At 72.2% G+C, this 19,413-nt stretch carries 19 protein-coding genes and 1 riboswitch; of the genes, 6 read left to right on the forward strand and 13 right to left on the reverse strand.

The window, feature by feature from the left end:
• Positions 1-39 precede the first annotated feature (39 nt).
• The 3 genes from K6T13_RS14725 to groL all read right to left on the reverse strand — a co-directional run bounded on the left by K6T13_RS14725 (position 40) and on the right by groL (position 4,182).
• On the reverse strand, positions 40-1,107 hold the full coding sequence (locus K6T13_RS14725) for an alpha/beta hydrolase family protein (RefSeq protein WP_222895294.1): 1,068 nt from the start codon (positions 1,105-1,107) through the stop codon (positions 40-42).
• Positions 1,108-1,148: 41 nt separating this feature from the next.
• A complete protein-coding gene (locus tag K6T13_RS14730) occupies positions 1,149-2,450 on the reverse strand; it encodes a serine hydrolase domain-containing protein (protein WP_222895295.1) in 1,302 nt (433 codons plus the stop codon).
• 100 nt (positions 2,451-2,550) lie between these two features.
• Positions 2,551-4,182 (reverse strand): chaperonin GroEL, encoded by a 1,632-nt coding sequence (gene groL / locus K6T13_RS14735; RefSeq protein ID WP_222895296.1) that lies wholly within the window; start codon positions 4,180-4,182, stop codon positions 2,551-2,553.
• 272 nt (positions 4,183-4,454) lie between these two features.
• On the opposite strand from groL, the gene K6T13_RS14740 reads away from it, so the two are divergent.
• Together K6T13_RS14740 and K6T13_RS14745 are read left to right on the forward strand one after the other, a co-directional pair.
• A complete protein-coding gene (locus K6T13_RS14740) occupies positions 4,455-5,660 on the forward strand; it encodes a DUF2157 domain-containing protein (RefSeq protein WP_222895297.1) in 1,206 nt (401 codons plus the stop codon).
• Positions 5,657-6,130: a GDYXXLXY domain-containing protein gene (locus K6T13_RS14745; protein WP_222895298.1), complete on the forward strand. Its 474-nt coding sequence runs from the start codon at positions 5,657-5,659 to the stop codon at positions 6,128-6,130. Before K6T13_RS14740 ends, K6T13_RS14745 begins: the two co-directional genes overlap by 4 nt.
• Before the next feature lie 19 nt (positions 6,131-6,149).
• Here the strand turns inward: K6T13_RS14745 and K6T13_RS14750 are convergent, their stop codons facing one another.
• The 8 genes from K6T13_RS14750 to napA all read right to left on the reverse strand — a co-directional run bounded on the left by K6T13_RS14750 (position 6,150) and on the right by napA (position 12,596).
• Positions 6,150-7,595: a pilus assembly protein gene (locus K6T13_RS14750; protein WP_222895299.1), complete on the reverse strand. Its 1,446-nt coding sequence runs from the start codon at positions 7,593-7,595 to the stop codon at positions 6,150-6,152.
• Positions 7,592-8,002 carry a TadE/TadG family type IV pilus assembly protein gene (locus tag K6T13_RS14755; RefSeq protein WP_222895300.1) on the reverse strand — a complete coding sequence of 137 codons (411 nt, stop codon included), beginning with the start codon at positions 8,000-8,002 and terminating at the stop codon, positions 7,592-7,594. Before K6T13_RS14755 ends, K6T13_RS14750 begins: the two co-directional genes overlap by 4 nt.
• Before the next feature lie 140 nt (positions 8,003-8,142).
• Positions 8,143-8,958: a hypothetical protein gene (locus K6T13_RS14760; protein WP_222895301.1), complete on the reverse strand. Its 816-nt coding sequence runs from the start codon at positions 8,956-8,958 to the stop codon at positions 8,143-8,145.
• A 75-nt stretch (positions 8,959-9,033) separates the two neighbouring features.
• Complete coding sequence (locus K6T13_RS14765; RefSeq protein ID WP_222895302.1) at positions 9,034-9,312, reverse strand: MoaD/ThiS family protein; 279 nt, start codon at positions 9,310-9,312, stop codon at positions 9,034-9,036.
• A 23-nt stretch (positions 9,313-9,335) separates the two neighbouring features.
• Positions 9,336-10,616, reverse strand: a complete 1,281-nt coding sequence (gene thrC, locus K6T13_RS14770; protein WP_249423803.1) for a threonine synthase — start codon at positions 10,614-10,616, stop codon at positions 9,336-9,338.
• A gap of 11 nt (positions 10,617-10,627) precedes the next feature.
• Positions 10,628-10,755: riboswitch (SAM riboswitch) on the reverse strand.
• 145 nt (positions 10,756-10,900) lie between these two features.
• Positions 10,901-11,749 (reverse strand): trehalose-phosphatase, encoded by an 849-nt coding sequence (otsB, locus tag K6T13_RS14775; protein WP_222895304.1) that lies wholly within the window; start codon positions 11,747-11,749, stop codon positions 10,901-10,903.
• A gap of 41 nt (positions 11,750-11,790) precedes the next feature.
• On the reverse strand, positions 11,791-12,303 hold the full coding sequence (locus K6T13_RS14780) for a LytR C-terminal domain-containing protein (RefSeq protein WP_249423804.1): 513 nt from the start codon (positions 12,301-12,303) through the stop codon (positions 11,791-11,793).
• Positions 12,300-12,596 carry a nucleoid-associated protein NapA gene (napA, locus tag K6T13_RS14785; protein WP_222895305.1) on the reverse strand — a complete coding sequence of 99 codons (297 nt, stop codon included), beginning with the start codon at positions 12,594-12,596 and terminating at the stop codon, positions 12,300-12,302. The genes K6T13_RS14780 and napA overlap by 4 nt, the downstream gene beginning before the upstream one ends.
• A 146-nt stretch (positions 12,597-12,742) precedes the next feature.
• Here napA and K6T13_RS14790 point away from each other — a divergent pair, with 146 nt between their 5' ends.
• From K6T13_RS14790 to K6T13_RS14800, 3 genes are all read left to right on the forward strand, one after another.
• Entirely contained in the window at positions 12,743-13,744 is a 1,002-nt protein-coding gene (locus K6T13_RS14790) for a Gfo/Idh/MocA family protein (protein WP_222895306.1), read from the forward strand.
• A 10-nt stretch (positions 13,745-13,754) separates the two neighbouring features.
• Complete coding sequence (locus K6T13_RS14795; protein ID WP_346729091.1) at positions 13,755-15,188, forward strand: alpha,alpha-trehalose-phosphate synthase (UDP-forming); 1,434 nt, start codon at positions 13,755-13,757, stop codon at positions 15,186-15,188.
• Between the two features lie 63 nt (positions 15,189-15,251).
• Complete coding sequence (locus K6T13_RS14800) at positions 15,252-16,445, forward strand: alpha/beta fold hydrolase (protein WP_249423805.1); 1,194 nt, start codon at positions 15,252-15,254, stop codon at positions 16,443-16,445.
• Positions 16,446-16,449: 4 nt separating this feature from the next.
• Here the strand turns inward: K6T13_RS14800 and K6T13_RS14805 are convergent, their stop codons facing one another.
• Positions 16,450-16,860 carry an MmcQ/YjbR family DNA-binding protein gene (locus K6T13_RS14805; protein ID WP_222895309.1) on the reverse strand — a complete coding sequence of 137 codons (411 nt, stop codon included), beginning with the start codon at positions 16,858-16,860 and terminating at the stop codon, positions 16,450-16,452.
• 162 nt (positions 16,861-17,022) lie between these two features.
• Between K6T13_RS14805 and K6T13_RS14810 the strand changes: the two genes are divergently transcribed.
• Positions 17,023-18,741 carry an alkaline phosphatase family protein gene (locus K6T13_RS14810; RefSeq protein WP_222895310.1) on the forward strand — a complete coding sequence of 573 codons (1,719 nt, stop codon included), beginning with the start codon at positions 17,023-17,025 and terminating at the stop codon, positions 18,739-18,741.
• Here the strand turns inward: K6T13_RS14810 and K6T13_RS14815 are convergent.
• Positions 18,738-19,400, reverse strand: coding sequence for a TetR/AcrR family transcriptional regulator (locus K6T13_RS14815; RefSeq protein ID WP_222895311.1), 663 nt, complete (start codon positions 19,398-19,400; stop codon positions 18,738-18,740). The genes K6T13_RS14810 and K6T13_RS14815 overlap by 4 nt on opposite strands.
• Positions 19,401-19,413 lie beyond the last annotated feature (13 nt).

Below are 19,413 nucleotides of genomic sequence, written 5' to 3' on the forward strand. Positions count from 1 at the left end.
CGTCCACCGTGCCACACCGGCCACGAGCCGCCGGCCGGCTCACCCGCGTCCGAGCTCGCGCCGCAGGAAGCCGATGGTGCGGTCCATGGACTGCCGCCACCGGGCGTCGAACGTGTGCCCCTCCCCCGCGTACCAGACCAGACGGGAGTCCACGCCCTCTCGCCGCATCAGCCGCTGCGTCTGCCGTGCCCACCGGGGTGGGCAGGTGTCGTCGAGCCGGCCGTGGTGGACCAGCACGGGCTCGGTGATCCGGTCGAAGTACGTGCGCGGCGAGAGCTGGCGGTAGAACCCCGGCCGCTGCCGCGGCCGACCGAAGCGTTCGTAGAGCGGCTTGCCCTCCCCGGGATCGGTGAAGTGCTCGATGTTCTCCACGATCTCGGAGCTGACCGAGGCGTAGATCACCGCCGCGTCGACCAGCCCCGGCTGCGCCACCAGGGCGTTCATCGTCACCCCGCCCCCCATCGAGCGGCCGAGCATGGCCAGCCGGTCGTCATCGACGTAGGGCAGCGCGCGGAGCGCGGCGACCGCGTTGATGGCGTCGGCGGCGTACCCGATCCGCGCGGAGCGCTCCGCCTCTCCCGCCGGGTCGGAGGCAGCGTGGCCGCGGTAGTCGGTGTGGAGCACCACGAACCCGGCTCGGGCCAGCGCGTCCTGCTCGCGGGCGAGGCCCTGGCCGGGCTGGTAGACCGACGGCTCGATGTAGCCGTGGTTGAGCACGACGGCCGGGAACGGTCCCCGCCCCCGTGGCCGGATGAGGACGCCCGAGACGTCGATGTCGCCGCTGCGGTAGAGCACCTGGTGGCGGGTGTAGCGGTCGGTCGCGTACTCCGTGGTCGTGATCCGGGGGCGCCCACTGTCGGGCCGCTGGCGCATCAGCGCGGGCAGGGAGGGCCGGTGGCGCACCGGCGGCAGCGGGCCGCGGGCCCGGGTCGGCGAGGTCGCCGGCCGCTCGCTCAGGGACGGGCCGGCGTCGGGGGTGGGTGCCGCTCCCGACGTGGGGGCAGCCGGTTCGGCCCGAGGCGCCTCGGTCCTGGGCGCCTCCGGGGCAGAGCACCCGCCGGCGAGCAGGACCAGGGCCGCCAGGAGGGCGGCGGGCGACCGGGACATGGATCCAGTGTGTCGGCCCGACCCACACCGCCCGCTGACGGTCAGACCGGTCGGGACCGGTCGCGCTCCAGCACGCGGAGCCCGTCAGCGGTGTCGAGCCGCAGTCGGCCCTTCGCGGTGAAGGAGAGGTAGTGGTCGAGACCGGGGACGTACCAGGTCGTCTCGTCGAGCGGGAACACCTGGTACGCCGGCCCGCCGGCGGGCCGGAACCGCACCCGGTCGCTGCCGTCGAGGACCAGGCTCACGTCGGTCTCGTCGCCGCCGTAGGTGCCGAGGTGCCCGACCAGCTCCTGACCCCCGACGACGTCGGACGGCGGCTCGGGCGGCACCGCCGGTCCGCCTGCGGCGACGTGGCGCAGCATCCGCACCAGGGGCCAGCGCAGGCCGTGAGGGGTGTCGCTGGTCGAGGTGAGGCCCACGCAGCACCGCGTGGCACGGTCGACCAGGACGACGGCGAAGAAGCCCTGCAGCACCCCGGGGTAGTGGCGGGTCGTCCCGCCACCGGAGACGTACCAGCTCAGCTGGTCGAGTCGCCCGGTGGCGCCGCTCGGGTAGTCGACTGGCTGCGCCGCGCGCGCCAGCGTCCGCCCTGACACCGGGAACCGGTCGGCCTCGAGCAGGCTGCGCCCCCAGTGGTGCAGGTCGCGCGCACTCGACCACACGTTGGATCCGCCGTGGAAGCCCTCGCCGTCCTCGATGTCGTGCTCCTCCCAGCCCTCCGGCGTGGGTCGGTAGCCGCGGGCACGCTCACCGGGCCAGTCGGCGACCCGGGCCGGGCGCACGAAGGTGCCGGCCATGCCGAGCGGCTGGGTGACGCGGCTGGCCAGGAGGTCGGCGTACGAGGTGTCGAGGGCCCGCTCGACCACGAGTGCGGCGAGGTCGTAGCCGGTGGAGTCGTAGTCGAAGCAGTCGTCCCGGTCGCGCTCGGGCGTCCAGCCGCCCGCGACCGTCAGCTCGTGCAGGTGGCGGTTGGTGAGGCACTCCCCCTCGGGCAGCCGCGAGAAGTACCAGCCGTAGTCGGGCAGCCCACCGGTGCGGTGGGTCAGCAGGTCCAGGACCGTCAGCTCCGACGGCAGCCCCGGGAGGTACGTCGCCACCGGCTCGGTGACGTCGAGGGCACCCTCGTCGTGGGCCTGCCAGACCAGTGCGGCGGTGAAGGTCTTGGCCACCGACCCGGTGTCCGCAGGTGTCGTGGGCGTGAAGAGCCGGCCGACCTCGAGGTCGGCGAGCCCGACGGCCGCCTCGACGACCCCGCCGTCCGGGCCGGACAACGCCACCGCCCCCTGGAACCACCGCCTCCCGGCCAGCTCCTCGAGCGCCCGCTGCAGCCCCTCGACGTCCACGCGCGCAGCATGGCGTCGGGCGTGCGGACACGCAACAGGGCCCCGGTTCGGGAGAACCGGGGCCCTGTGCGTCGTGCTCAGCCGAGCAGCGGGAGCTTCCTCAGAAGTCCATGCCGCCCATGCCGCCCATGTCACCGCCACCCGGCATGGCCGGGGCCTTCTCGGGCTTGTCGGCGACGACAGCCTCGGTGGTGAGGAACAGTGCGGCGATCGACGCGGCGTTCTGCAGCGCCGAGCGGGTCACCTTGGCGGGGTCGAGGATGCCGGCACCGATCATGTCGACGTACTCGCCGGTGGCGGCGTTGAGGCCGTGACCGGCCTCCAGACCACGCACCTTCTCCACGATGACGCCGCCCTCGAGCCCGGCGTTGACCGCGATCTGCTTCAGCGGCGCCTCGGTCGCGGCGCGCACGATGGCGGCACCGGTGGCCTCGTCGCCGGCGAGGTCCAGCTTCTCGAAGGCGGACTGGGCGGCCTGCAGGAGCGCGACGCCACCACCGGCGACGATGCCCTCCTCGACCGCGGCCTTCGCGTTGCGGACCGCGTCCTCGATGCGGTGCTTGCGCTCCTTCAGCTCGACCTCGGTGGCCGCGCCGACCTTGATGACCGCCACGCCGCCGGCGAGCTTGGCCAGCCTCTCCTGCAGCTTCTCGCGGTCGTAGTCGGAGTCGCTGTTCTCGATCTCGGCGCGGATCTGGTTGACCCGACCCTCGATCTGGGCGGCGTCGCCGGCGCCCTCGACGATCGTGGTCTCGTCCTTGGTGATGACGACCTTGCGCGCCTGGCCGAGCAGCTCGACGCCCGCGTTCTCCAGCTTGAGGCCGACCTCCTCGGAGATCACCTGGCCGCCGGTGAGGATCGCGATGTCCTGCAGCATGGCCTTGCGCCGGTCACCGAAGCCGGGAGCCTTGACGGCGACCGACTTGAAGGTGCCGCGGATCTTGTTGACGACCAGCGTGGACAGAGCCTCGCCGTCGACGTCCTCGGCGATGATGACCAGCGGCTTGCCGGACTGCATGACCTTCTCGAGCAGCGGCAGCAGGTCCTTGACGTTGCTCACCTTGGAGTTGGCGATGAGGACGTAGGGGTCCTCCAGCACCGTCTCCATCCGCTCCGGGTCGGTGACGAAGTACGCCGAGATGTAGCCCTTGTCGAAGCGCATGCCCTCGGTCAGCTCGAGGTCGAGCCCGAAGGTGTTGGACTCCTCGACGGTGATGACGCCTTCCTTGCCGACCTTGTCCATCGCCTCGGCGATGATCTCGCCGACGGTGGTGTCAGCAGCGGAGATCGACGCGGTCGCGGCGATCTGCTCCTTGGTCTCGACGTCCTTGGCCATGCCCAGCAGCTGCTCGGCGACCGCGTCGACGGCGGTCTCGATGCCGCGCTTGAGGCTCATCGGGTTCGCACCCGCGGCGACGTTGCGCAGACCCTCGCGCACCATCGCCTGGGCCAGGACGGTCGCGGTCGTCGTGCCGTCACCGGCGACGTCGTCGGTCTTCTTCGCGACCTCCTTGACGAGCTCGGCCCCGATCTTCTCGTAGGGGTCCTCGAGCTCGATCTCCTTGGCGATCGACACACCATCGTTGGTGATGGTGGGCGCGCCCCACTTCTTCTCGAGGACGACGTTGCGGCCCTTGGGACCGAGCGTGACCTTGACCGCGTCGGCGAGGGTGTTCATACCCTTCTCCAGCCCGCGGCGGGCCTCCTCGTTGAACGAAATCAGCTTCGGCATAACTCCTGTGATTCCTTCTGGGAGTCGTATGGGTGACCCGGTGGGTTGCCCGCGACGGACGGCCCGTCCGGAGGCGGCGAACCCTGCTCGCCGGACCGGGGGCGGACCTCAACGTCACCGCGTCGGTTGTTGTCACTCTCATGCTACGAGTGCCAGCTCAATGTTTAGCACTCGGGGTGGTCGAGTGCAAACAGTCGGGGGACCCGTTCGGACCACGTGTCGTGAGTCTTCCTACCCATGTGGCGCCGGCGGCGGAGGAGGACGCTGGAACCATGAACACCGACCTCGTCCACCGCGACGACACCCACGTGGCCACCCCGGCCCAGCTGGCGTGGCTGCGAACCCAGCTCGACGAGTGGCGCCGGGAGGGGCTGCTCGCCGACGACCAGGCCTCCGCGATCTGGGGCCGCTACCGCGTCAGCCGGCGGTTCTCGGTGGCCCGGCTGCTGCTCGCGCTCGGCGGTCTCTTCGTCGGGATCGGTCTGATCTGGCTGGTCGCCGCCAACCTCGACCAGCTCTCCCCCCTGACCCGGTTCGGCCTGATGGTCGCCATCTGGCTCACCCTGCTGTTCTCGGGCGAGCTGCTCGCCCGGCGGGCGCAGGCCGGACGGGCGCCGGTCGCGCTGGTCTTCTCGCTCCGGCTGGCGGCGGCGCTCGCGGTCGGAGCGGTCCTCTTCCAGGCGGCGCAGAGCCTCCAGGTGGCGGCGTACGAGCCGAAGCTGCTCGGCTTCTGGGCCGTGGCCGCCCTCCTGCACGCGTACGCCGCCCGGTCGCTCGGCCCGCTGCTGGTCGGCCTGGGCGCCGGCGTGGTGTGGCTGGTCTGGGAGGCCGCGTGGTCCGAACCGAGCGTGATGGGGGTGATCCTGTCCATCCTGCTGGCCGCCGTGGTCCTCCTCGGCGTGGCCGCCGTCCACAGCACCCGGATCACCCACTTCGCGCCGGCGTACCGCGAGCTCGGTGCCGCGCTGGCGCTGGTCGGGCTGTTCGTCGCGGCGCTCCCCGACATCACGACCGAGGACTTCGCCTGGACCGCGGGGCTCGTGGTCGCCGCAGTCGCCGCGGCCCTGGCCGTCGGCGCCGGCACCGCGCTCGCCCGGGGCACGCAGCGGCTCGAGCCCGTGGCGGCCGTCGCCGTCGCCGCGGTCGGCATCGGCCTCGTCCTCTGGGACCCCGACGTCGACACCAGCGCCCTGGACCTCCAGGACTGGCTCCACGCGCTGGTCAGCGTCGGGGTGTACGTCGTCGTCGCGGTCGGCGTCGCCGTCCTCGGGACGCTGCGCGACAGCTGGCGGCTGACGGCGCTCGCCACGGCGGGGCTGGTCGTGTTCACGACCGTGCAGGCCTTCGCGGTCTTCGCGCAGATCATCCAGGGCGCGTGGCTGTTCGTGGTGCTCGGCCTGGTGTTCCTGGGCACCGGGTTCCTCTTCGACCGGGCCCGCCGTGAGCTGGCCTCCGCACTCGAGGGAGACGACCGATGATCATGTCGACGACCCGGATCGTGGCCCTGGCGGCCGCCCAGCTCGCCCTGGTGGGTGGGGCGGTCGCACCCCAGCTGATCAGCCGCACCACCGGTGAGGACTACCGCATGCGCGTGGCACCGGTCGACCCGATCGACCCGTTCCGCGGTGCCTACGTGACCCTCGGCTACCCCGACCTCAGGCTGGGCGAGGATCGCGGGACGCGAGGCGAGGACGGCGAGGTCTACCTGACGCTGGTCGAGGAGGGTGGCTTCTGGGTCCTCGACGAGCGGACCCGCACCCGGCCCGAGGACGGCCCCTACCTCACCTGCCAGGACCGGAGCTGGGAGCTGCGCTGCGGCATCGAGTCCTTCTTCGCCCCGCAGGACGAGGCGCTCCGGCTCGAGGAGGGGCTCGCAGATGGCGGCGTCGCCACGGTGCGCATCGACGACCGGGGCGTGGGCACCGTGATGGCGGTCGACGGCGAGTGAGCCGTCACCGGCCGGGCGATCAGCTGGGGAGCTGGATGAGCTTGATGCCGCCGCTCGCAGAGGTGATCGCCGTGACGAACACCGACGCCATGTCGTCGCCGCTGGCGGCACAGAAGAAGAAGTCGCCGTCGCTGTTCTCGATCGCCCGCTGGGCGACGTTGCTGCAGGCGTTGTCGGCGTCGCTCGGAGCGCCGCTCGGGTCGACCGACGCGGAAGCCGCGAGGGTGCCGGTCACGGTCGGTCCGCTGCTGCCCTCGCACCGTTGGGTGGTCAGGTTGTAGGCGACCGTGATGACCAGGACGTTCTGCGCCTTGGCCCGGGTGGCCACGTCGCGCAGGTTGTTGCAGGCGTCGTCGCCGTCGCCGTCACCGGGGTAGCTCGCGTTGTTGAGGTCGGTGCTGCCTCCGGAGAACTTCTCGTTGGGCTGCCCGTCGGTCTGGAAGATGATGACCTTCCGCGGCGTGCCCGAACGCGCGGGCAGGCTGCTCAGGTTGTTGGCGTCCTTGCCGAGGAGGTAGCGCGCGGCCCCCTTCATCGGCGCGGCGAGGTGCGTGCCCGTGCTCGAGGCGCGGGTGAGGCAGGTGACGGCCTTGACCAGGTTGCTGTTGTTGTTCACCACGCCGGGGGCGCTCTGGTAGTCGTTGTGGAACGGGAGGCTCATCCACTTCCAGCTGGTCCCGCTGGAGGACAGCGACCCGCTGTAGGGGTCGGTGCGGCAGACAGGATCGCTGGCCGCCGAGGTCCGGGCCGGGCCGATCGTGCCCAGCGAGACGTACTGCTGGGCCGGCGTCATCACCGAGAACATGCTCTTGATGCCGGCGATCATGGAGTTCTTGTCGGCCGAGCTCATCGAGCCGGTGCGGTCGGCCACCACCGCGACGTCCATCGGGTTGGGCGCACCTGTGCCGCACGAGCCCTTGCACGCCGTGCTCACGACGACGCCCGTGCTGCCCTCGTCGTAGCCGAGCACCGGCGCGAAGGCGAACGGCACGTCCTTGGAGTCCGCCACCCGCAGGGTGTTGCACGTGTCGCCCTGGGCGGGGACGCAGGGGATGGCACAGATGGAGTCGTCGCAGACCAGGCCGGGATAGGTGATGGCGGTGTAGGGCGCAGGTCCCGGGTTGCAGGACGAGGGGATGTGGGCGACGTTGACGGTCGGGGGCGTCCCCACGGAGCCCACCACGCACCACAGGTCGGCCACCGGGTTCGCCGTGGGGTCGTTGGCCTTGGCCATGGCCACGGCCGCAGCAGCGGCCCCGGCCCCGTTGTCGGGCAGCTCGTAGGCGCCGGCGTGGGCGGCGGTGTCCATCGTGTCGCGCAGCGACTGCTTCTTCGCGACCTGGTGGGCGATGTCGACGCCCATGGCCGCCATGCCGAGCAGCACCACGGCCAGCACGGCGACGATGAGGGCGACCGCGCCGCGCTCCTGGCCACGCCGCGCTGCGCGGCGTACGACGCGCTTCACTCGATCCTCATCTCGGCGGTCCGCGAGAGGTTGATCGAGTCGGCGAAGATCGCCGCGACCGGCGTGATCATGTCGTGGACGTAGGTGATGGTCACCACCGCGGTGCCCCCGCTGTCGGCGTCGGTGTCGTAGCTCCCGCAGTTCGAGCCGTCCGCCTTGCGGCACGTGACCGTGACGCTCGTGCCCGGGATCCCGTTCAGCGCCTGGGTTGCGGTCGCCGAGACCTCGGCCTCGGTGCCGTTCAGGCTCGCGACCCGGGCGGCGTCCCGCGCCGCGTTGTTGACGACCGACACCCGGTTGATCAGGTAGCCGAAGTCGATGATGCCGAAGACCAGCATGATCAGCAGCGGCACGACGAGGGCGAACTCGACGGCGGCGGCTCCCCGGTCCCGCGCTTGACGACGCATACGGGCCTCACTCCCCAACATGACCCCACGTCCGGGCACCCACGGCCCGGACAATCCCCACCCCGAGAATCCCCAGACCCATCAGTAAAGCCACCCGACGCCGCGGACGCCCGGTTTCCGGGGATTCTTTACGCAGCCGTCTAGTCGGTTTGGCGGGGCGCGACGAACCACGTCTCGACCGCCAGCCCGTCGACAACGACGGGCTTCCCGCGGCTGCGGACGACGACCCGGATCCGTCCGTTGTGGACGCCCGCGAAGCTCGCCAGCGGGATCACCCGCCGGGTGCGGCGCGAGGGCGCCTGCAGGTCGAACTCCCCCAGTCGCCGCCCGCCGAGGAAGGCCGTGACAGAGCCCGCCCGCGGGCCCACCGAGGCCACGAGGGCGAGGGCGCGTACGTCGATGCCCGGGGTGCTGAGCGTCGCACCGCGCCTGGTCGCTCGCAGCAGCGTCCCCCGGTAGGCGGCCGGCTGGCGGCCGCGCCGCCACCCGGATCCGACGTCCAGGTGCCGGTCGTCGAGGGGGACGGTCCAGAAGCGCGCCGCCGGGCTGGGGTCCTCGCCACCGTCGGGATCCCGTGCGGCGACGGTGAAGCCGTGGGTGCCCGGCCCGAGGCCGGACAGACGCAGCTCCCCGTCCTCGCACGGCACGGCGCGACGGTCGAGCGTGCAGCGCGTCGGGAGCCCCTCAGGCGTGCTCGCCCAGGTGAAGCGGGAGCTGCGGCGTGGCACGACGCCGCGCGGCCGGGGTCCCCGGGTGATCCGGGTCTCGGGTGGGGGGACGGTGCCGGCGGCCGGGGGCACCCAGGCGACCGTGGCCCGCTGCTCCCCCGCGGCGGCGGTCACGCCGGTGGGTGCCTCCGGCTGCGACGGTGCTGAGGTGCTCACCGCTCCCGGGGTGAGGACGCCCTGGCCGAGTACGAGCACCGTCGCCACGAGGGCGTGGGTCCGGTGCGGCACGGGGTCATGGTGCCACCGCAGCCGCACCGCCGGGGCCGATTCGAGGGATCGGGTCCGGTCCCTGCGGATGGCTGCTCAGCAGCCGCCCGCGACCGCCGGGATCACCGAGACCTGGGTGCCGTCGGGGGTGGGTGTGGCGAGGTTGTCGAGGAAGCGGACGTCGTCGTTCCCGACGTACACGTTGACGAAACGACGCAGCTCGCCGGTCTCGTCCACGATGCGACCCCGGATGCCGGCATAGCTGCCCTCGAGGTCGTCGAGCACCTCGGCGAGGGTGGTGCCGCTCGCGCTCACCTCGGACTCGCCGCCGGTGTAGGTGCGCAGGATGGTCGGGATCCGGACCTGGACGCTCATGGGTCTCCTCTCTCCCAGGGTGGTCAGCCGGTGAGGCCGGTGGCGGCAAAGGCGTCGTAGGAGGGCTCGATGGTGGCCGCCGCCCCGACCCGGTCGGCGACGGCGTCGAGCGTCTTCAGGCCCATCCCGGTGTTGATGACGACCGTCTCGAGGTCGGGGTCGAGCCGGCCGGTCGCGACCAGCTTGCGCAGCACACCCACCGTCGTCCCACCGGCGGTCTCGGTGAAGATGCCCTCGGTGCGGGCCAGGAGCAGGATCCCCTCGCGGACCTCGTCGTCGCTGACGTCCTCGACCGCACCGCCGGTACGTCGGCAGATGTCGAGCACGTAGACGCCGTCGGCGGGGTTGCCGATCGCGAGGCTCTTGGCGATCGTGTCCGGCCGCACCGGGCGGACCGCGTCCGTACCGGACTTGAACGCGGTGCTGACCGGCGAGCAGCCGGTCGCCTGGGCACCGAAGATCCGGTACGGCTTGTCCTCGACCAGACCCAGCTCGACCAGCTCGCGGAACGCCTTGTCGACCTTGGTGAGCTGGGAGCCGGAGGCGACCGGGATGACGACCTGGTCGGGCAGTCGCCAGCCGAGCTGCTCGGCGATCTCGTAGCCGAGGGTCTTGGAGCCCTCGGCGTAGTAGGGCCGCACGTTGACGTTGACGAACGCCCACCCCTCCTCCTCGCCGGCGATCTCGGAGGCGAGCCGGTTCACGTCGTCGTAGCTGCCGTTCACCGCCACCAGGCGGTCGGTGTAGACGGCGGAGTTGACCTGCTTGGGGTGCTCGAGGTTGCTGGGGATGAAGACGACCGTCCGGATGCCGGCGCGGGCCCCGGCGGCGGCCACGGCGTTGGCGAGGTTGCCGGTGCTGGGACAGGCGAAGACGCTGGCGTGCAGCTCCCGGGCGGCGCTGAGCGCGCAGGCGACCACGCGGTCCTTGAAGGAGTTGGTGGGGTTCGTCGAGTCGTCCTTGACCCACAGCCGGGTCAGGCCGAGCTCCCGGGCGAGGTTGTCGGCGCGCAGCAGCCGGGTGAAGCCGGGCTCGGTGTTGGGGCTCTGCTCGATGTCGTCGGGGACCGGCAGCAGCGCCTTGTAGCGCCAGATGTTGCGGGGCCCGGCCTCGATCTGCTCGCGCGTCACCGTCGGGAAGTCGTAGGCCACCTCCAGCGGGCCGAAGCACTCCGGACAGGCGTAGTGGGGGCCGAGCGGCGCCTGGTGCCCGCACTCGCGGCAGGACAGGGTCCGGGCGTGGCCGAAGGCGCCCTCCCGGGTCGGGGTGGTGGGGTCGGCGACCGGTCGGGTCGTCAGGCTCACGGGGATCCTCCTCCTCATCTTCCCCGCGGCGACTCTCGCCGTGGGCCGGACTTGGCACCGTCTCCACTGCCGGTCGGAGCTGGCGGTGGCGGTTGCCGGGACGTCAACGGGCCGTTCCCTCGGTCCCTCTCGATGAGCTGGTCACGACCCTACGGCGGATGTCTCAGCATCCGTACGACGGTCCCGCATGCTGGATGGGCGCTCCAGCGGTCGATCGCGGGTAACGCAACGGCGGTGCTGCTCCCGGCACGTTGCGGCGTACCGGGAGCGGCACGGACGTTGCGTTACCCGGAGATCTCCGCAGTGGCGCGGCGGGTCAGGTCGCGGAGCAGGTCGAGGACCCCGTCGGGACCGTCGACGACGACGTCGGCCCGGTCGGCCAGCGCCGACTCCTCATCGGAAAGCGAGCACACGAGCAGGGTCGGCATGCCCTCCGCGCGCAGCTTCTCGACCGCGGCGAAGGCCTCGAGGTCACCGAGGTCGTCACCGGCGAAGAGGAAGCCGCCCGCGTCCAGCTCCCCCACCAGGGTCTCGACGGCGTGACCCTTGGTCATGCCCGAGGAGCGGACCTCCACCACGTTGCGCCCCGGCTCGACCACGAGACCGTGCGCCTCCGCGAGCTCCCGCATCGCCGGCAGCAGCCGCTCCCGGGCACCGGCCGGGTCGGGGAGCCGCCGGGTGTGCACCGCCACCGCGAGGCCCTTCTCCTCCACGTGCGCCTCGGCGGCGTCGGCTCGGCGGAGCAGACCCGGCAGCTCGCGCTGGAAGGTCGCCAGGCCGTGCGGCGGTCGTGGGGAGATCACCCGACGCTGTGTCGAGGACCAGCGCTCGTTGCCGTACTGGCCGAAGACGAACAGCTCGCGCCCGTGCTCCCCCATCTCGGCGCCGAGGTTGTCGAGGTCACCCAGCGCCAGCGCCTGTCGGGCGGGTCGGCCCGTGATCACCGCGATCGCGCGGACGACCTCCGCGAGGTCGGCCAGCACGGACGCCGCACCGGGGTGGATGTGGGCCTGGGACGGGTCCTCGACGATCGGGGAGAGGACGCCGTCGAAGTCGAGCCCGACCACGGTGGCGGCCAGGGCGCCGCCGAGGTCGGCGTAGCGCTGCTCGGCCTCCGGCGACGTGAACTCCACCGTCCCATCTCACCACGGCTCGACCCGGGGGGAAGGGTCGGTCAGGCAGCATCCCCGGTCAGCACGACGGTCAGCCGGTCGAGGCGCATCGAGTCGATCGCCGGTACGACGCGCTTGATGCCGAGGTCGAGGGCCAGCAGCTTGCCGGCCGCCTCGAGCCGCGCGGGGTAGTAGACGGTGGAGGCGGTGACGGTGCCGTACCAGTTGTCCGAGCCGACGACCTGCCAGCCGACCTCGGTGGCGGTACCGGCGTAGCGGCCGGCCAGACCGGTGATCCCGGAGTTGTTGTAGACCTCGACGTAGACGTCGCCCCGGACGACCTGGGGCCGGATCTTCTCGGGCTTGGCCGAGGGCAGCTGCTGGGTCGGGGTCGGGGAGGCCTTGCCGGCGTCGGGCTGGGCGACAGGCGTGACCTCGCGCTCGGTGGGCTCCTGGCCCTGGGTCGCGACGAAGGCGACGCCGGCCATGGCCACGGCGATGATGCTGAGGATCGCGACCGGGGAGGGGAAGGCGACGCCGCGCTGGCTGCGCGACTTCGGCGGCCGCACCGTCACACCTCGAAGCCGAGGCGCCGCGCCGAGCGCTGGCGCTGGCGTGCGGCGCGGAGCCGGCGCAGCCGGCGGACGAGCAGCGGGTCGGCCTCCAGCGCCTCCGGACGGTCGATGAGGGCGTTGAGGACCTGGTAGTAGCGGGTCGAGGACATGTCGAACTTCTCGCGGACCGCGGTCTCCTTGGCCCCGGCGTACTTCCACCAGTGCCGCTCGAACTCGAGGATCTCGCGGTCGCGGTCGCTCAGGCCCGGCTGGCCTCCGGCCTCGTGGCCGTGGAGGGCGTTCGCGGCGTCCATGCGCATCTCCCCTGGGATCGACTCGTTGCTGAGCGTCACTCTAACGGTCCGAACCACAACGGTGTCATTCGATCGGGGCGAGTCGTCGCACAAGTCGCACAGCTCGCCCCCGTCGCAGCGGGTCGCGCATGAGGTTGGATGGACCGATGGAGGAACCCGTGCGCTGGGGCGTGCTCGCCACCGGCAAGATCGCCGAGAGCTTCGCCCGTGAACTGCGAGAGGTTCCGGGCGCCCGCCTCGTCGCTGTCGGCTCCCGGACCCAGGCCTCGGCCGACCGATTCGCAGCCGCCTACGGCGGGCGGCCACACGGCACCTACCGCGCGCTCGTCGAGGATCCCGAGGTCGAGGTGGTCTACGTCGCCACCCCGCACGCGCTGCACCTCGAGGACACCCGGATGGCCCTCGAGGCAGGCAAGCACGTGCTGTGCGAGAAGCCGCTGACCCTCAACCTCTCCGAGGCCGAGACCCTGGTGGCGCTCGCCTCGACGCGCGGGCTCTTCCTCATGGAGGCGATGTGGATGGCCTGCCACCCCGTGGTGCGGGCGGTCGCCGATGGGCTCCGGTCGGGCCGTTTCGGCGCGCCCCGGCAGCTCCACGCCGACCTGGGCTTCGTGGTGCAGGTGCCGCCGGAGCACCGGCTCCGGGACCCGGCCCTCGGTGCGGGGGCACTGCTGGACATGGGGGTCTACCCGCTGACGCTGGCCGACCTGCTGCTCGGGCCGGCCACGGAGGTCCGCGCGACCGCGGTGCTCGACGAGCGTGGCGTCGACGTCGACGTCGCGGTGGCCGCGCGCCACGGCGAGGCGGTGTCGGTCAGCACCGCCTCGATGACCTCCGCCTCCCCGCGCACCGCCAGCCTCGCCACCGACACCGGCCGCATCGACCTGCCCGGCGACTTCCACCACCCGGCGTACGCCGTCTGGACCCCGGTCGGTGGTGAGCCGGAGCGGATCGACCCACCCGAGCCGGTCCTGGGTTCGGGCCTGGGCAACGAGGCCGCCGAGGTCGGCCGGTGCGTCCGCGAGGGCCTGGGTGAGAGCCCATGGGTCCCCCACGCGCGGTCGCTGCGGGTCATGCAGCTCATGGACGACGTCCGGCGGCAGATCGGCGTCCGCTACGGAGCGGACGCCGCTGGTGTGGCGACCTAGGCTGGGCCCCGTGACCTCTCGGAGCCAGCTCGTCATCGTCGCCAACCGGCTGCCGGTCGACCGCGTCGACCTGCCCGACGGGTCGCGGGGCTGGCGCCGTTCCCCCGGCGGCCTGGTCAGCGCGCTCGACCCGGTGATGCGCGCCAACGACGGCGTCTGGATCGGCTGGCCCGGCGGCACGGAGACGGACCTGGAGCCGTTCGAGGACGACGGCCTGTCGCTGGTGCCCGTGGAGCTCACGGCCGAGGAGGTCGAGGAGTTCTACGAGGGGATGTCCAACGCCACCCTGTGGCCGATCTACCACGACGTCGTCGCCAAGCCGGAGTTCCACCGCGAGTGGTGGGACGCCTACGTCCGCGTCAACGAGCGCTTCACCGCGAAGGCGGTCGAGGTCGCCGAGGAGGGGGCGACCGTCTGGGTGCACGACTACCAGCTCCAGCTCGTGCCGCAGATGCTGCGCGAGGCGCGGCCCGACCTGCGGATCGGCTTCTACCTGCACATCCCCTTCCCGCCGGCGGAGCTCTTCGCGCAGCTGCCGTGGCGCCGACAGGTCCTCGAGGGCCTGCTGGGCGCCGACCTCGTGGGCTTCCAGATGTCCGGGGGCGCCCAGAACTTCGTGCGGCTGGTGCGGCAACGAGTCGGCCACAAGACCCACCGCGACCTCATCTACCTGCCCGACGACCGCACGGTCCGGGCCGCGGCGTTCCCGATCTCCATCGACACAGGCTCCTTCGAGGAGCTGGCCCGGCAGGACTCCGTGGCGGCGCGCGCCAAGGAGATTCGCGAAGCGCTCGGCAACCCCACCAAGGTGTTCCTCGGGGTCGACCGGCTCGACTACACCAAGGGCATCCACGCCCGGCTCCGCGCTTTCGGGGAGCTGATCGAGGACGGCCACTTCGACGTCGAGGACGCGGTGTTCGTCCAGGTCGCGAGCCCCTCGCGGGAGCGGGTCGAGCAGTACCGCATCCTCCGCGACGAGATCGACCGGCTCGTCGGTCACGTCAACGGCGACCTGGGACGGATCGGCCGCCCCGCCATCAGCTACCTCCACGCGGCGTACCCGCGCGAGGAGATGGCCGCGCTCTACCGTGCCGCCGACATCATGGTCGTCACGCCGTTCCGTGACGGCATGAACCTCGTGGCCAAGGAGTACGTCGCCTGCCGCTACGACGACGCCGGCGCCCTGGTCCTCTCGGAGTTCGCCGGGGCGGCCGCCGAGCTGCGGCAGGCCTGGCAGGTCAACCCCTACGACATCAACGGCATCAAGGCGGCGATGCTCGAGGCCTACCGGGCCGACGAGAAGGAGACCACCAAGCGGATGCGGGCCATGCGCAAGACGGTCCTCACCCGTGACGTCACCGCCTGGGCGGGCAGCTTCCTCGAGGCCCTCGCAGACATCCGTCCGGGGCACGGCAAGGCCGTGAAGCCCGTGTCACCCGAGTGAGGCACCAGAGCCCCGGCGACCGGTCACCGGGCGATGGGCCCGGGGTCGGGTAACTTCGGCGCCATGGATCTGATCCCCAAGCCCGATCAGGTCGTGTCCGCGGCCGGCAACGTCGCCCACAAGGTGCTCTACGGCGGCCTGGCCGACCTGCGCCCCATGCCGCGGACGCTGATCGACGAGGGGACGCTGCGCGAGCTCTACCACTACCGGCCCGTCGCGCAGGTGCGCGAGCAGGGCGACCCCGTGCTGCTCGTGATGCCGCTGGCCGCCCCGTCCCTCTGCTACGACCTGCGGCGGGGCTGCTCCGTGGTGGAGCACCTCGTCGACGCCGGGCGGCCCACCTACCTCGTGGAGTACGGCGCGGTGTCCTTCCGCGACCGCAACCTGGGCATGGAGCACTGGATCGAGGAGGTGGTCCCGGCCGCGGTCCGGGAGACCTCCGCCCATGCCGGGGGTCGGCCGGTGCACGTCGTGGGGTGGTCCCTCGGGGGGATCTTCACCCTGCTGGCCGCCGCCGACGCCCCCGACCTGCCGATCGCCTCGCTGACCGTGGTGGGCTCGCCCTTCGACATCACCCGGGTGCCGCTGGTGGCACCGCTGCGCCCCCTGCTGCGGGTGACCGGCGGGCGCGGCGCGATCACCCGGGCCTACCAGGCGATGGGCGGGGCCCCGAAGCCGCTGGTGAAGTGGGCCTTCCAGCTCTCGTCGTTCCAGAAGCTCGTGACCAAGCCGCTGGCGATCGCACAGAACCTCGACGACCCCGACTTCCTGGCCCAGCTCGAGGCCGTCGACCGGTTCACCGACAACATGATCGCCTACCCCGGCCGGTCCTTCGGCCAGCTCTACCACCGCTTCATCAAGAACAACGCGCTGGTCGACGGCACCTTCGACCTCGACGACCGCACCATCCGGCTCGGCGACGTCACCGCTCCGGTCCTCGTCTTCGGGGGCTCGACCGACGGCATCGCGCCGATCCCGGCGGTCAAGGCCGTGGTTCCTCTCCTGAGCGGCTCGCAGGAGGTCCGCTTCGAGGTCGTTCCCGGGGGTCACCTCGGGATGCTCACCGGCCGCGACGCCCGCGGGTCGACGTGGGTGGTCATGGACGAGTGGATCGACCGGTGGTCGACCGACACCACCGAGCCCGTCACGACTCCGGCCGGTCGCGCGCAGCGCCGCGGCGGGCCGTCGCGTGACGCCATCGGCGCCAACCCCCGTCGTCGCTACGGCTCCGGCGGGTCGCGCGCACTGTCACGCTGAGCGGCTAGCTCTCCAGCCCTCGTTCCTCGAGCCACCGCCGGGCGGCCGTGCGGGAGGCCCGCGAGAGCCACGCGTCCTGGACGACCTCGGCGAGCTCGTCGTAGGAGAGCCGTCCCACGTGGGCACCCCGCAGCAGCACCGAGGGATGGCCGTCGAAGTGGGGCGTGGTGAAGAAGGGGGTGCTCTGGTCGAGGACCAGGGCCTGCTTCGCCTCGTCGGACTCCACCCAGAGCACGATGACGTCGTCGTAACGCTCCCCCGTCTCCGGGTCGACCGCGTCCGGACGCGGGTTGCGGAAGAACACGAAGCTGCGGCCCGACACCTGGTAGACCGTCCTCCCGCCGGCAGCCACCCGGGCGCCGGGCATGGCCCGGGCAAGGGCATGGACGTCCTCGACCGTGGCGCGGCGACCCATCGGGCCAGCGTAGGCCCGCGCGGCGTACCGCAAATGAGGGATTACCCGACGGTGATCGTCCTCTAGCCTCGCGAGGGTCCGACGTCGGTGACGGTGCCGAGGCAGCGGACTCGATGCGACCGTCAGGCCACATCACCAGTGGTTCGGGGGGAGGCGGTCGGCATGGAGGGACGACGAGTCCGGTCCCGGGGAGCCGCGGTGCTGATCGCCGGCGTCGGGGCGTGTCTCGCCGCGACCCTGCCGGGCCCCTTGCCGGACGACAGCGCCAGCGGCGCCGCCCCCGTGAGCTCCACCGTGCTGGTCGTCGTCTCCCGGCCCACCACTCCGAGCGCCGGCGACCAGGAGATCCTGGCCCGGTTGCAGTCGCTCGGGCTGACGCCGGTCCTCGCCGACGACAACACGGTGGGACCGGGCGACGCCACCGGCCATGCCTTCGTCCTGGTCGCGCAGACCGCCAAGCACTGGCTCGCCGGCGTGGCCTCTCTCTCCGCCGCGACCGCGCCACTGGTCGTCGCGCAGCCACAGCTCTTCGACGACTACGGGCTCACCGGCCCGACGCTCGGCACGCACTACGGCAACCGCCGGGCCACCGACGTGGTCATCACCGATCCCGCCCACCCGCTGGCCGCCGGGTACAGCGGCACGGTGACGATCCAGACCGGGTCCACGACCCGCATGTCCTGGGGCGTGCCGACCGCGTCGGGCCACACCGTCGCCACCAGCGGACCACGCTCCACCATCTTCGCCGTCGCCGCCGGCGACCCCCTGTTCTCGGGGCAGCCCGCTCCCGCCTGCCGGCTCTCGTTCCCGGCCGGCGACATCGGTGTCCGCCGGTTCACGGCCGCGGGCTGGGCGATGTTCGACGCGGCCGCGACCTGGCTCGCGGCCGGCTGCAGCACCCCGCCGCCGGAGCCTCCGGCCGACCCGCCCGGCGAGGACGTCACCCACGTCGTGGCAATCTCCGTCGACGGCCTCAGCCCCGCGGCGTGGCCGCTCCTGGGCCCCGCCGACATCCCGAGCTACCACCGGCTGGCCGCCGAGGGGTCGAGCACCCTCAACGCCCGCACGATGATCGAGGTGACCCGGACCCTGCCCAACCACACCTCGATGGTCACCGGCCGGCGCATCGACCTGCCCGGTGGTCACGGCGTGACCTTCAACTACAAGAGCACCGTGACGGTGCACCAGGCCGCGGGTGAGTACGTCCACAGCGTCTTCGACCTGGTCCACGACGCGGGCGGGACGACCGCGCTCTACGTCGGCAAGCCCAAGTTCGACGTCCTCGACCAGTCGTGGAACGCCGTCAACGGTGCGCCCGACACCACCGGGCCGGACAACGGCCGCGACAAGATCGACATCTACGTCAACCACGTCGACTCCGGCCGGCTCACCGAGCTGCTCGTCGAGCGGCTGCTGAGCAACCCGCCGTCGTTCAGCTTCCTGCACCTCGACAACCCCGACGACGCCGGGCACACGCACGGGTGGCTCTCGCCGGAGTACCTGCAGGCGGTCCGGCGCACCGACGAGCTGGTGGGGGCCGTCCTGGACGCCGTCGCCGGCGACCCCGGCCTCGCCGCGAGCACCGTCGTGGTGCTCACCGGCGACCACGGCGGCACCGGCACGGGACACCTCGACACCACCGACCCGGCCAACTACACGATCCCGTTCTTCGTGTGGGGCGACGGAGTCCCGGCGGGCGAGGACCTCTACGTGCAGAACCCCGAGCGGCTCGACCCGGCCACCGGCCAGCCGGCGTACGACGTCGTGCAGCCGGTGCGCAACGGCGAGGTCGCGAACCTGGCGACCGGGCTGCTGGACCTCGGGGCGATCCCGGGAAGCGAGTTCAACGCCGACCTCGGGCTGGGCCCTGCTGCTCCCTAGCGGTCCAGCGGGACCCCGGTGCGACCGGCGGGCGTGGCGTACTGCTCGAGGTAGCCGGCCACCATCGCCATCCCCTCCTCGACGAGGAAGTCGTCACCGCGCAGGTCCTTGTCGTAGGCGAGCTGGAAGACCCGGTCGCCGATCTCGACGGCGAGCTCCGCGGCCGCCGGAGGCAGGTCTGCCTCCGCGATCCCCGCGTCGACGGCGAACTCCCGGAGCATGCGCGCCACCCGCCGGTTGTGGTCGCGACCGAAGCGGTGGACGGCGGTGTTGGTACGACCGCGCAGGTAGATCACCACGAACGCCCGCCTCCGGTCGTAGACCCGCCGGAAGGACTGCATGACGCTGCGGACGAGGCCCTCGACGGTGAGCGGGTCGACCGCGGCGAGGTCGGTCATGACCTGCTCGTCCATCTCCGCCATGTGGCGCTCGGCGAGTGCGATCAGCACGTCTTCCTTGGCGGCGAAGTACTGGTAGAGCGATGCCACCGGGACCTGCGCCGCCTGCGCGACGTCGCGGGTGGTCAGGTGCTCCACGCCGTGCTCGAGCACCAGCCGCTCCGCCGCGTCGAGGATCATCTCGACGCGGCGGCGGCTGCGTTCCTGCGTGGGGACACGTCGCTTCGGGGGAGGTCGCTCGTTGTCCCGGACCACAGGCACGCGCACCAGTGTA

Origin of the sequence: Nocardioides coralli, assembly GCF_019880385.1 — a bacterium.
Lineage (GTDB): Bacteria > Actinomycetota > Actinomycetes > Propionibacteriales > Nocardioidaceae > Nocardioides > Nocardioides coralli.